13 protein-coding genes are annotated in these 14,196 nt (G+C 35.6%); 1 reads left to right on the forward strand and 12 read right to left on the reverse strand.

Annotated features, from left to right (window positions below; genetic code table 11):
- Window positions 1-411, reverse strand: a 411-nt coding sequence (locus KI356_RS21550) for an NUDIX hydrolase (protein ID WP_212936399.1), incomplete at its 3' end; no start/stop codon positions are given.
- A gap of 141 nt (window positions 412-552) precedes the next feature.
- Between KI356_RS21550 and KI356_RS21555 the strand changes: the two genes are divergently transcribed.
- Window positions 553-753, forward strand: coding sequence for a DUF3903 domain-containing protein (locus KI356_RS21555; RefSeq protein WP_070144415.1), 201 nt, complete (start codon window positions 553-555; stop codon window positions 751-753).
- 321 nt (window positions 754-1,074) lie between these two features.
- On the opposite strand, the gene KI356_RS21560 is transcribed toward KI356_RS21555, so the two are convergent.
- From KI356_RS21560 to tkt, 11 genes are all read right to left on the reverse strand, one after another.
- Entirely contained in the window at window positions 1,075-1,830 is a 756-nt protein-coding gene (locus KI356_RS21560; protein ID WP_002160876.1) for a sulfite exporter TauE/SafE family protein, read from the reverse strand.
- Window positions 1,831-1,938: 108 nt separating this feature from the next.
- Window positions 1,939-2,085, reverse strand: coding sequence for a BC1881 family protein (locus KI356_RS21565; RefSeq protein ID WP_128282456.1), 147 nt, complete (start codon window positions 2,083-2,085; stop codon window positions 1,939-1,941).
- A gap of 165 nt (window positions 2,086-2,250) precedes the next feature.
- Window positions 2,251-3,978, reverse strand: a complete 1,728-nt coding sequence (locus tag KI356_RS21570) for an S-layer homology domain-containing protein (protein WP_212936400.1) — start codon at window positions 3,976-3,978, stop codon at window positions 2,251-2,253.
- A gap of 221 nt (window positions 3,979-4,199) precedes the next feature.
- Complete coding sequence (locus KI356_RS21575) at window positions 4,200-4,769, reverse strand: hypothetical protein (protein WP_128282458.1); 570 nt, start codon at window positions 4,767-4,769, stop codon at window positions 4,200-4,202.
- 122 nt (window positions 4,770-4,891) lie between these two features.
- Window positions 4,892-5,926, reverse strand: a complete 1,035-nt coding sequence (locus KI356_RS21580; protein WP_128282459.1) for a nuclease-related domain-containing protein — start codon at window positions 5,924-5,926, stop codon at window positions 4,892-4,894.
- Window positions 5,927-6,145: 219 nt separating this feature from the next.
- On the reverse strand, window positions 6,146-7,192 hold the full coding sequence (locus KI356_RS21585; protein WP_212936401.1) for a GH25 family lysozyme: 1,047 nt from the start codon (window positions 7,190-7,192) through the stop codon (window positions 6,146-6,148).
- Between the two features lie 199 nt (window positions 7,193-7,391).
- Window positions 7,392-9,155: an ABC transporter ATP-binding protein gene (locus KI356_RS21590; RefSeq protein ID WP_212936402.1), complete on the reverse strand. Its 1,764-nt coding sequence runs from the start codon at window positions 9,153-9,155 to the stop codon at window positions 7,392-7,394.
- The gene (locus KI356_RS21595; protein WP_212936403.1) at window positions 9,155-10,906 is read right to left on the reverse strand and encodes an ABC transporter transmembrane domain-containing protein; all 1,752 of its coding nucleotides are present in this window, start codon (window positions 10,904-10,906) and stop codon (window positions 9,155-9,157) included. Before KI356_RS21595 ends, KI356_RS21590 begins: the two co-directional genes overlap by 1 nt.
- Window positions 10,907-11,029: 123 nt before the next feature.
- Entirely contained in the window at window positions 11,030-11,251 is a 222-nt protein-coding gene (locus KI356_RS21600; RefSeq protein ID WP_001132292.1) for a YneF family protein, read from the reverse strand.
- Window positions 11,252-11,329: 78 nt separating this feature from the next.
- The gene (gene sirA, locus KI356_RS21605) at window positions 11,330-11,770 is read right to left on the reverse strand and encodes a sporulation inhibitor of replication protein SirA (protein ID WP_128282461.1); all 441 of its coding nucleotides are present in this window, start codon (window positions 11,768-11,770) and stop codon (window positions 11,330-11,332) included.
- A 156-nt stretch (window positions 11,771-11,926) separates the two neighbouring features.
- Entirely contained in the window at window positions 11,927-13,927 is a 2,001-nt protein-coding gene (gene tkt / locus KI356_RS21610; protein ID WP_212936404.1) for a transketolase, read from the reverse strand.
- Window positions 13,928-14,196: the final 269 nt, after the last annotated feature.

The following is a 14,196-nucleotide window of genomic DNA, read 5'->3' on the forward strand; positions in this document are numbered from 1 at the left end:
AACATTTTCTTTTTTATTTATATATTTATTTAAAAGCTCTTGATCCTCTGGAAAAGATAAAGATAATTCTTTTACTTCATCTATTCCTTTCCAAGCTATTTCATGTATTAACTCATCAGGGTCTTGTATTTTCATGTTACCGCCTATTTTTTTAACGACATAATAATGAACGTATACAGGAACTCCGTATGTAATACCTTCTTTTTCGTATATTTTATTTACAACCTCCACATTGTAACCCGTTTCTTCCCAAACTTCTCGAATACAACATTCTTCTAGTGTTTCTCCATTTTCAAGCCCACCACTTGGAACAGACCACCTTTTTTCTTCACCCTTTTTCCCTTGCAACACCATTAAAACTTCATTTCTTTCATTTACACATACTGCTGCACAACCTACCCATCTTTCCATATATATCCCTCCCCTATAAAAATTCACCTTCTTTATCATTTTCTCCTTGAAAAAAGAGGAAAAAAATAAACTAATGACGAAAAATCACATTAACTTCATAGACAATCCCTTCTTAGAAATTCAAACCGGAAGGATGAAATTATGATTTCTAAATATGTTGTGGAATGTGTTTTTTGTGAAGAAAATCGAAAACCTCGGCAGGCTATCGTCACAGTGCCCGCCACTTCTCAGCTACTAGCAATCCAAAAAGTACGGGCTGAATGTAAACGTCGTTTCGGAAAAACTTTATTATTGCAAACAGAAATTAAAGAAGAATTACTTATTGAACAAAAAGAAAGCTGACCATAAATTGGCCAGCTTTCTTATCCGATCATATTTTCACATGAAGATTAGGGGCATCCTCTTTAAGGATCGGGATTTACCCATTATGTGCGTTCCATAATGGTCATCGAACAATATATTTCTATACAATAAACTATTGAATAGAATAGGGCAAAACTTGTTCGCATTTTTTAGAAAAGGGATAGGGATATAATTCAAGTAATACTTCGAATACTCGAACTTTACACTCATTATATTAAAGCAAATCTTTTTATATGAGAAATATGAATTACTTACATAATTCATTCGTAAAACATATTAATATGTTTCTATATATTCTCTTTAATCTACTAACAACATACATCCAGCTAATATTGGTGTCATAATCATCGAAAACCTTAGAAGCATGCGAGGTGCATAATTTGTAAACTTAGCTCCTATATATGCGCCTAACATTGTCCCGATTAAAACTTGTACTAATAATACATAATCTAAATACCCTTCTGAACTATATCCAAGCCCACCTCCAATTGCGATTGGTAATATAACGAGCATTGTCGTCCCTACAGATTGACGGATCGTTAAACCTAATAGAACCATTAACCCGAGTTGGATAAAGGGTGCTGAACCAATCCCAAACGAACCAGCTAAAATTCCAGTAACCAGTCCGAGACATATACATTTAATCAAGTTATCTTTCGTAAGTTCTTTTCCCTCTTTTAAAGACGACTGCTCCCTGTTTTGGAACATAATCAATCGAATAAACATAAAAATTGCAGATAAAAATAACATACCCGCTGTAAACCAGTGCAGAAGATGCGCTGGTATTAGCGAACCAAACTTTGAACCAATAAAGGAACCAATTGCTCCAAATCCCCCAACAATCCCACCTATTACAAACACAACATTCCCTTCTCGGTAATGACTTACTACTCCAGATAATGTTGTAAATGCCATAGCAGTTAAAGATGTTGCAAGCGCAACATGAATAGGGATATGGAATACTAGAGTGAGTATCGCGATGATAAATCCTGCTCCTCCTGCTCCGACAAATCCTAATAAAACTCCCATTAATAACATTGTTATAATAATTGCCACATACTCCCCCTCCAATACCCCAATTATCTATCATATGCGCACTTCTATACAAACAAAAAGCACCCTAAATGGATGCTCTTTCTACTTTTCTATATTGATAATATGTACTTACTCTTGATTAATCAAAATAACAGCAGGACCAGAAACAACTACTCCGGCCACTTCTATCTTTTCAAATTCCATCACTGTAATAGATATAACCCCTTCTCTTTCCATCAATTCCTTACTCAGGGCTTCAGTCGGTATTGATTTCACCGTCCTACCTCCTTTTCATTTTATACAAAATTACAAAAACTACCCAATGCCTCTAAATATATGCATTACCTCTACTTTCATTCCTTATTCCAGTCAAAATTCACATCCCCTTTCTATAACATATTGAAAAATAAAAAAGCACCCGCCAAAGCGAGTGCCTTTCCATTATTTACTCTCTATTACTTTTAACATTCTATTAATAAATGCTGCCGATTCCCCACGTGTTGCAGAACCTTTTGGCATAAACTCATTATTCTCATTCCCTTTTACGATACCTAACCCATAAACACGTTGAACCGCCTGTTTATCATACGCTAAATTTTGATCCGTAAATGGTAATGGAACTAAATTACCTTTTATATTTTTGTATTGCAATGCACGATCAATCATAATGACAGCTTCATCACGTTTAATCGTATCATTCGGAGCAAATACATCATTTCCTCGTCCACTTATAATCCCAGCACTAGCTGCACGATTAATACCATCTACTAGCGATGGATGGGCTGTGCTTAAATCTTTGAAATTCGATTTCCCCTCTGGTAATTGCAATGATCTTGAAACTAAATTCGCAAATTCACCACGTGTTACAAGACGTTCTGGCCAATAAGAACCCTTTCCGTCTCCAACCATAATACCTCTTTTATCTAATTCACGAATATCTGCTTCATACCAACCGCCAGTTATATCATCTTTATGATTCGCATCATAATAAGCTTTCGTTCCCTGTAAAAATGGCTCCCACGCATTATTCTTTATCATAATGGCCGGACAATTCTTTCCGCTCCAAAATTGATGTTTTTTCACATTTTCTAAAGGAATATTTAATTCCCCCATTAAATAGGCTGCTAGTTTGCGAGCATTTTCCACAGCTTTATTATAATCGCCATCTTGGTTGACAGCAATTTCAATTGCAATTGATTCTCTATTACCAGTTCCTTCTGTTCCATCTCCAGCATGCCAACCATTTTCATTTAATGGTAGATGTTGATAAATTTCTTTATCATCTACTGTAAAATGCCAAGATGCTGAACGATCAGTCGTTCCTGTTGCTTGGCTGTATAAATATTGTGCATGGTTTCTAGCATTTGCTCCAACACTATAATTATCCGTCTCATGAATTGTAATATATTTTGGTTTCATCGCATAACCTGGACGAATATTTTCATTTCCTGTTGGTACAATCATTTCCTTTAATGGTACACCATAAATATCCGTTGTTTTCTCTTCTATTGGTGCAGCATACATAACGGCTGCACGTTTTGTACGTGTTGGTGTTGTGTCTTGAATAAGAGAGGCCTTTGTCCCTTCAAATTTTGCTGAAGGTGCATAAATCCATTTCACCTCATTATCTATTTGGACTTGGAACCACTCTCCAACTTGTCCAATTGCAGTAATTGTTTGCGGCTGTAATACTTTCTCTTCTTTATATGAATTGAATGGTGCGGAATATGTAGCTGTTTCTTCATTAATTACTAACTGTTCATTTGATAAGTGATAAATTTCCTTAACCTCTACGTTTCCTTCACTATTTTGTATCCACCCAGCTCCAGATGATGTTTCAACATAGTAAGCGTTTCCTTTTCGTTTCTCAGCTTTCACTACTTGATTTGAAATCTGAACACCTGTCGCTTTTTGTAAATCAGCAGAATCATATACAGCTGTTGAACTTATTATATGTACAAGAAAATCTCCTTGCGCTTCATTTGTTATTCCTTTGTCCTCTCCACGCCCATCTTCATCTTTCATATGGGTTTCAATACTTTTTAAAGCTTGCTCGTCAGTTGAAATTGTTACAGTCTTTTCTACTGTGTCAGCATAGGAAGAAGTTGGAATCGTTACCATACTAAATACAATTGATGCAGCTAAAACATTATAAAATCCTTTTTTCATAATAATTATTTAACACGCTTATATCGAAATTCGTGTTAACTTCCCTCCCTAATCTAAAAAATTTAATGCTATCTAGTAAACTTCTAAACTAAATAACCATTTACAATATAACAAACTCTACCCCATTCGTATAGATAGGAATGACTACTATTTGCCTGTTTTTTCTATATTGGAATATAAAAAAGAAGCTATAAAAGGTATAGCTTCTGCCCCTCACTATTTCAATCTCGTTGCACCTTATATTCTATAACCCTACCATCTTTATCAAATTGCAAAACAAGACATTCACTATCTATAGAAATGAAACCACGTTCATTCCCAAGATAGTACAAAGTGGTAATTCCCTCTTCCCAACTTCTTGTTTCCGTAGGAGCCCCTAATAATTTTGTAATTTCCTCGTTTGATTTCCCTATTAATTTATATTCTTGCATTAGGTCATCTACCATATGTACCCGCTTATCTTCAAACTTTAACCATCGCTCCTGATTAAAGTTTGAAGTGTATTTATTTACACTTAATTGTATTGTGCATACTACCAATGGAATGAGACCCACCATCATTACAGTGAACAGTTGTTTCTTATCTTTATTACGTCTTGCAGAAACATGTAAGATAGACTTTTGAATAATAACTAATAAAATAAACGGTATTACTATCACAAAAATACTCATTACACTCCATGACACATGAACCATATCAATAACGAAAATAAACGCAATGTACATTAATATATACAAACAAAAATAAATGTACAACATTCCCCACAATATAGCACTTTTACCTTTCTCCACCCAAACAACACCTTCTTTATCCCGCTATTTACGGGTAGTTAGACTCCCACCCCAAAATTCGGCTGTAAAGGATCGAGTCGGGTTGCCCATAAAACCCACTGATTAAAGTTTTACTTTATTTTTCACTTCGCAACATAATTCATCTGGCCAATCATATCTCTAATCTTTTGTAGTTCTCGTGCTGTATATATTACTTTACTTGTTAAAACTTCATTTCTGAAAAACGTTACAATTTGCTCTCTATCTTTAAATCTCGGCAATTCTTCATTAGAAAGATCAATAACTTCTTTTCCACTTTCATTTTCAAAATATACAATCGGTTTTACTTTTTCCTTTACAATATCTACTTGTATTTCTTCCAAACAATTATATAAAGTTTGAGATAGTATTTTCGCTTTATACGCTGGATTCCCTTCATTTCTTACTTGCAAAGTTAATGAAGTTCCATCCGTAATAAATTCAAACGTCTCTTCTTTTTCAATTTCATGTTGATACTTACCAATTTCCTCAATCATAAATGAATATATACCAGCATTTTTTCTCGTTAAACCATGAATTAATGTCCCCGTCCATTCTTTCGTCTCAACTAGATAAATGCCAGTTTTACATAAGATAAGGTGATGGATTCGATTATCATTTATGTCACGTTTATCTCTATATTTATTGCGTATCATAAAAACGTTCGGTATAATATGAAACTCTTCTTCTAGTATTATTCCTTGCTCAACGAAACCTTGCTTCATATAATGTAATGTTTCATGCGCATTCACTTCAGCACCATTTTTGGCATATTCTCGTAAATCCGCAATTAAATTTTGAAACATATGTATTTCATTACTATGCTTATCTTGCATTTCACTACGTTCTTTACTATGTTGAACAGCCAATTGATTTTTCATCATACGCATATTTTCAAGTTCTCTAGCTGTATTCACTTGTAAATCATTATATTTTTTCTGTTCCATATTCTTTAAAGTATCCTGTTGTTCTTTATGCTCTGTAATCGTAGCTGCAATCTCATTTTCATACGTTTCAATCGCTTGTTTCTTTTCAAACTCTACTTGCTGACTCTCTGATTCTAACTGTTTATTTTTATAAAACAGTACAAACACTGCAGCTAATAATATTAAAATTCCACCTATTAGCACATACTCCATATTTTTTCTCCTTTATTTCACGTCCGATTATTTTTATAAATATATCAATTATATTATACTATGCTTTTAATATACACTTTGTAAAAATTATATATTTTTTATAAAAAGGCATCTCAAGTAAGATACCTTTTTATAGTAAAACTGCTGGTAAAAACCCATTGGTATTGGTCAATTGTCCAATAATCAGTGTGGACAATCCTCATCAATTAAAGTTTTACTTTATTGCACACCATATTGAATATAACTTGAATCATAGTATACCCATTGATTTGTCCCTAAGCAAAGCCATCCATCTTGCTTACTCCATACTCGATATGATTCACCATGATGTAACTGTCTTATAACATTCCCGTTTAATGATGGAGCTTCTCGCAGATTCACATTATCGCCAGTAATAGTTGCCACATAATGTTTATACTGAATATAACTTGAATCATTATATATCCACTGATTTGTCCCTAAGCAGAGCCATCCATTTTGTTCTCCCCAAACTTCATATGATTCGCCACGATTCAATTGGCGAATTACACTAGACTGTAAAGATGGTCCACTTCGTAAATTCACATTATCTCCATTAATTACAGCAACTCCGTATACTGGAGTCGTATTATTAGGCGTGGGAACATTACCTCCACCACTTGCTCCATTTCCTTGTAAAGCTTCTAATGAAACAGCTGCTGATACATCACAATTTCCTACACCTGAAATTTGACCAGAATCTGTGTACTGCCATGCTGTCCACTCTGTCCATCCACCAGCATCAGCAGGCGGTATACTAGAATATCTGGAAATCCATAGTGGAATGTCACTTAACCCGTTAATTCCAAATTCATTAATATACCAAACTCCTGTATATAACATTACATTTTTCCCGGTAGCTTGTTTCACATAATTCACGAAACTTCTTGCCCAATTCGATATAGTCGCACCCGTTAAACTACTATTGCTAGTATCCGTTGGCGATTCTAAATCTAAAACAGGAATTAAGTCCGTCTGATTACTCTGTAATATATTCACAAAATATTTCGCTTCTGAAATTGCATCATTTTGTTCTGGGTGCGCAAAATGATATGCACCGATTAATACATTCGCATTTCTTGCAGCTTGTACATTTTGAACGAAAGTAGGATCAATATAGTTCACGCCTTCCGTCGCTTTTGCATACGCCGCTGGAATACCTGATGACTTCACAGCATTCCAATTAATGTCCCCTTCCCAATGAGACACATCGATAAACGTAACATTTGAACTGGATCTATTTTGCATATAAAAGCTCCTATCAAATTTTTTATTCCGTATACAATATGTACAACTTAAGTTAGTGGACACGACGTTTATGCTATAGTAATAAAGTTCTAATATATTTATTTTGTCGAGATGTTTAAGAAGAAAGTGGAATTGAAACTACACCGTCCACCAGAAACTCCATTAATACACTTTTAACACCTCAAAAAAGGCCTTGTAATTACAAGGCCTTTTGCAAACTCCCTTTATTTTGTAGTAAGTACATATTGTAGTAAAGTCCTTGTTTACTAAGCAACTCTTGATGTGTTCCTCTTTCTATGATTTCCCCTTCATGCATAACAAATATTTGATCCGCATCTTGGATTGTAGACAATCTGTGTGCAATCGCTATCGTTGTTCTACCTTTTCGCATTTGCTGCAATGCCGTTTGGATAGCCTCCTCTGTTTCTGTATCAATATTTGCCGTCGCTTCATCTAACACTAATACTTTCGGATTAGTTGCTATCGTTCTAGCAAAAGCAATTAATTGCCTTTGACCACTAGAAAACGCCGCTCCTCTTTCAACTACTTCTGTATCATACTTCTCTGGTAATTTCTCAATAAACGTATTCGCTTGCACAAATCGCGCTGCTTCTTCTATCTCTTCATCCGTTATCTCTTCATTATACATACGAATGTTTTGCTTTACATTTCCAGCAAATAAAAATGCATCCTGCAGCACAAGACCAATTTTCTTTCGAATTTCTTGTTCTTCAAACTTCTCTAAACCCACTCCGTCTATTACAATATTACCTGATTTAATATTGTAAAATCTCATTAATAAATTCATAATTGTACTCTTACCACTACCAGTGTGTCCAACGAAAGCAACCGTTTGCCCTGGCTTTACGTGAAAAGATACATTTTTTAAAACGTCACGCTTTCCATCATATGAAAAAGTAACATCTTTAAACTGAATTTCCCCGTTAACTACTCGTGGATTCTCACTCCCCATTTGAACAGGAGCTAAATCTTTATCATCCATTAAATGAAATACACGCGATGATGAAACGAGCGCTTGTTGGAAGAAAGATAGTTTCATCATCATCTCATTTACTGGCTGGAAGAAACGATGAATATAGTTAACGAAAGCATATAAAACCCCTACTTCAACAGGACTCTTTAAAGCGTCAATTCCAAATAAACCAAGAACTAACGCAATTGCTACAATATGAACAAGATCTGTTGCTGGACGTAAAAGTAATGCATCTAATTTCAATGTACGACGTCCAGCACTATAATGCTTGTTGTTCACTTCTTCAAACTCTTTTCTCATCCGCTTTTCTTGCCGGAACACTTGAACAATATTCATCCCTTGAATGGACTCATTTAACTTTGCATTTAATACACTCAGTTGATTACGTACCTCTAAATAAAAAGCTGCACTTTTCCGGCGATACAGTACCATAATGGCAAACATAATTGGAATTAATATGAGAGAAAATAACGCTAATTTTACATCTAGTAAAAACATCGCTACTAAAATCCCCACTAAAAAGACTACATTTTTCACGAATGTTGATAGTACACTAACATAAAAATCCTTAATCGCTTCCGTATCATTCGTTATACGAGATACAAGTGTACCAATCGGCGTACGATCAAAGAAACTTAATGACAATTTTTGAACATGTTCATACACTTCAACTCGCATATCTTGAACAATCTTAAAAGCGATATTTTGAAAGTACAATAAGTCTAAATACGTAAATAATACTTGTAATAAGTGCGCAATAATATACACTACAAATAGAGTAACAAGTGCTGATTGTTCAAAGTTACGTGGTACTAAGTGTTCATCAAGAAATTGTTTAATTAAAAAAGGACCCATCATTTCAGTTACAGTTGCACCAACTAGAAATAAAAATGCTAACGCTAATAACCCTTTATATGGTCTCATATAAGAAAGCAATCTCCTTAAATCACTCCGCTTTTTCTCAGCCATCATACGCCTCCTTTCTCTACCAACGCCTCTAACTGCTGGCTTTCATACATTTCTTTATACCAACCATTTTCGTTCATTAGTTGTTCATGTGTTCCTCGCTGCATAACCTTACCTTCATCAATAACAAGAATAAGATTTGCATGCTGAATCGCACTTAAACGGTGCGCAGTAATAATCGTCGTTTTTTCTGCTCTTTCTCGTTTCAACGCAGTTAATATAGTTTCTTCTGTTTTTGCATCTACAGCTGATAAACAATCATCTAAAATTAAAATTTCAGCATTCGTTAATAACGCACGTGCAATTGAAATCCGCTGTTTTTGGCCTCCTGATAGCGAAACCCCTCTTTCACCTACTACCGTTTCATATCCTTCCGAAAATTGAATAATATCATTATGAATACAAGCAATCTCAGCAGCTCTGCTAATTTCTTTATATGTAGCATCAGCCTTTCCAAAAGCAATGTTCTCCCCAATACTCGCTGAAAATAAAAAATGATCTTGCGGTACGTATGAAATTGCAGAGCGTACACCGTGAAGTGTTAAATCTCGAATATCCCGCTCACCAACTTTTAATTCACCATTAAAGTGGTCATACTCGCGAATTAAACATTTTAATAATGTCGTCTTCCCTGCACCGGTACGCCCTACAATTCCTAATGTTTCACCTTTTCTTAAGTGAAAGTAAATATCTTTTAAGTTTAATAGTTCATTCTTTTTATAAGAAAACGAATCAACAGCAAACGAAACATCACCACTTGCTATAGCATGTATAGCATTTTCCCTATTCACTACATCCGAAGTTTGTGAAAGTATTTTCTCTACACGATCATACGAAGCACGTCCACGCTCCATAATATTAAATAGCCATCCAAAAGCTAACATTGGCCATACAAGAGTCCCTAAGTATGTTGTAAATGTTACCAATTCCCCTACAGTTAATTCACCCCGTACGACTAATAATGATCCGTAACAAATTGCGATTAAAAATGAAAATCCGACAATTAAGGAAATCGTTGGATCGAATAACGAGTCAATACGTGCAACTAGCATATTTTTATGTACGACATCTTCCGATTTTTTTCGAAACGCTTGTAAATCCTCTTTCTCTTGTCCAAGTGAGCGAATTACCTTCATCCCACTCATACTTTCTTGTACTTTATCATTGATTTCAGAAAACGATTGCTGCGCTTTATGAAATCTTCTATGCAATAAAGTTCCATAATAATTTGTAGAAATAGCCACAATTGGCATCGGAATTAAACTTAATAACGTTAACTTCCAGCTAATTGTAAATCCCATCGCTACGAGTACACATCCTCCAACAGCCAATGAATCAACGAGTGTTAAAACACCTGACCCAGCAGTTTGCTGAATCGCCTGAATATCATTTGTCGCATGTGCCATCAAATCGCCCGTACGACGTGATTGATAAAAGGATGGGCTCATCCTTGTAAAATGTTCATATAAATTCTTTCGCAGTTGACGGGCTAGTTTTAAAGAAGATCCAAAAATCATAATACGCCATAAGTAACGTAATATATACATCGTAATTCCTACAACTACTAATAGAATAACCCAGTTCAACAATTTTTCAGACGTTAATGTTCCATTATTAATTTCATCTACTACAATCCCTAGTACTCTTGGCGCTACAAGTTCAAGAAGCGCGACACCAAATAACATAATAATTCCGATTATGTACGCTCGTTTTTCTTGTTTAAAAAACCAAGCTAAATTAAAAAACACTTTCATATTTATCCTCCTCCCTTAAAATGAGCGATATTTTCAGTTTATCAAAAGTGCAGAATTTTTAAAAGTTTTAAATATCTTTTACCCCCAAAAAAAAGGGCACTCGGTAAGAGTGCCCTTTTGCGCTTATTTTGTTTGTTGCTTGTTCATCGCGCTCATCATTTGATTGATTTTCTTTTGGGAAGGTTTTTGTCCCATTTGCATCATCATCATTTTTAACATTTGTTCGTTAATTGGTGGATTTTTTTGTAAGTAATTCATCATGTATTTGCGGGCAATGAAAAATCCTAACGCCACGCCTGCTACTAGTGCTACTACGCCCACTAGAATACCTAACCACATTGGCATATCTTTTCCTCCTTCATGTTGTCTACCTTACAGTGTACTAAAACCTTTTCAATAAGACAAGATACTATTCGACATTTTTTACACATATGTTCGTACTTGTTTAAGAGGATTTAACCAACCGTACTTTTTATTTTCATAATCCATCGCTAAAAATGTTAACTCACACTTTCTAAGCACCTCAAAGAAAGTTGTTTCCATGGATACATTTCCAGAAGTATTCATTCGAATATATTGTGGTTTCACCATTATTTCGCCGTATTCGGCTCCTGTATAAAGCGTATGGGTATGATTTGTTTTTTCATATTTGCCAAGAACACGCAAAGCTTGTTCTAATTTATGATGAATTTTCATTACTTGTAACGGCATCGTAATATACGTCATTTGTTTATATAATACTTTCTTCTCCGAAAGGGACCAAGATTCTGAAAATCGAGCAAATAAATCAAAAAACAAATATTCACGACCAAAGTAAGCTTTCGCAATATCCTCTTGAATTAAATACAATTCATACGTTTTCATTTTTTCCCTCCCGATCTGGACAACCTTTTCCCTACATTATATAAGAGAAAATTTGCAATGATTGTCTGACTACGGAGAGAGAAAAAACTTTTCTTGTCGAAAAAACTAAATTACATAGAAAAATCTCCCCATGCTGGAGAGATTTTTCTAAAATCATTAAAGCATTTCTTTTACTTTACGAACAACGTTCTCTACAGTAAATCCATACTCTTCCATAATCTTCTCACCAGGAGCTGAAGCACCGAATGTGTCAATACCTAGTACATCTCCATCAAGACCTACGTAACGGTGCCATCCAATTGTAGCACCCATTTCAATTGCGAAACGTTTCGTTACTGCTTTTGGTAGTACAGATTCTTTGTACTCAGCAGTTTGAGCTTCAAAGCGATCCATAGATGGCATGCTAACAACAGCTGCATCAACGCCTTCTGCTGCTAGAGTTTTTTGCGCTTCGATTGCTAAGCTTACTTCAGATCCAGTTGCAATTAAGATTACATCAGCAGTTTCTTTCTTGCTTGCAGAAACTACATATGCACCTTTTGCTACTTTTTCATAAGTATCGTCTTTTGCACCTTCTAATGTTGGAAGATCTTGACGAGTTAACACTAATGCAGTTGGTGTTTTTGTAGATTCTAGAGCTAGTCTCCAAGCTGCTACTGATTCGTTACCGTCTGCTGGACGAATAACAGAAACGTTTGGCATTGCACGAAGTGCTGCTAATTGTTCAACCGGCTCATGTGTTGGGCCATCTTCACCAACAGCGATACTATCATGTGTGAATACATACGTTACAGGCAATTGCATTAATGCTGCAAGGCGAATTGCTGGACGTAAGTAGTCAGAGAATACGAAGAACGTACCACCGTAAGTTTTTAAACCGCCATGTAGTGCGATACCGTTCATTGCTGCACCCATTGCGAACTCACGTACACCGTACCAAATGTTTTTACCGCTGTAATCAGCTCTTGTGAAGTCTTTTTCGTTATTCATATATGTTTTGTTAGAACCAGCAAGGTCAGCAGATCCACCAAAGAATGATGGTACAGACTCTGCAATAGCATTAATTACAGCACCTGAAGAATTACGTGTTGCTGCTTTTGATCCTAATTCATAAGTTGGTAAGCTTTGTTCCCAACCTTCTGGAAGAAGACCATTCATTGCTGCTTGCAGCTCGTTTGCTAATTCTGGATATGCTTGTGCATATTCACCGAGCATCGTGTTCCATGCAGCTTGTGCAGTCTCACCAGCATCTTGTACCGTTTTACGGAAGTTGTCATATACTTCTTCTGCTACATGGAAATCTTGTTCAGCAGTCCAAGCATATGCTTCTTTCGTTAATTTTGTTTCGTCTACACCAAGCGGAGAACCGTGTGAAGCTGATTTTCCTGATTTGTTTGGAGAACCGAAACCAATTGTCGTTCTTACTTCAATTAGCGTTGGGCGTTTTTCGTCAGCTTTCGCTTCTTCAATTGCTTTTGCAATTGCTTCAATATCGTTTCCATCTTCAACACGGATAACTTGCCAGCCGTATGCTTTGTAACGATCTTCTACACTCTCAGAGAATGAACGATTTAAATCGCCATCTAATGAAATATCGTTTGAATCGTAAAGCACAACAAGACGACCTAATTGTAAATGAGCAGCTAATGAAGATGCTTCAGCAGAAACGCCTTCCATTAAATCTCCATCACCACAAATAGCGTATGTATGATGATCTACTACATTATACGCATCACGGTTATATTTAGCCGCTAAGTGTCTTTCAGCCATTGCCATACCTACAGCAGTTGCAATACCTTGTCCAAGTGGACCAGTTGTTGCATCTACACCTGCTGTGTGACCATACTCAGGATGTCCTGGAGTTTTGCTTCCCCATTGACGGAAGTTCTTTAAATCATCCATTGTTAAGTCATAACCAGATAGATGTAGTAGGCTGTATAGTAACATTGAACCATGACCTGCAGATAGTACGAAACGATCGCGGTTAAACCACGTTGGGTTATTTGGATTGTGTTTCATAAATTGAGTCCATAATGTATAAGCCATTGGTGCTGCACCCATTGGCATTCCTGGGTGACCAGAGTTTGCTTTTTCAATCGCATCAATGGATAATGTGCGAATCGTGTTGATAGAAAGTTGTTCGATTGAATGTGACATGCTATTCTTCCCTTCGCGTATGTTAGTAAACGTTTTATACATTTATATGATAGCTTCCCACGCAAGATTATACAACATGTATCGACAAATATGTTGATGTTTTTTTGATTTTTTATAAAAAAACCAACGATTCCGGTAATGTATGGGCATTCAATATGACATACTTTTTCATTGTTTTTATTTTAGGAAGAAAGGGAATTATCTGTATTTTTATACAAATACACTAATTTATTCTATACCAACTTTTTTTGATAAACACTTAAAAATAC

Source organism: Bacillus hominis (assembly GCF_018332515.1).
GTDB classification, from domain to species: Bacteria; Bacillota; Bacilli; order Bacillales; family Bacillaceae_G; genus Bacillus_A; species Bacillus_A hominis.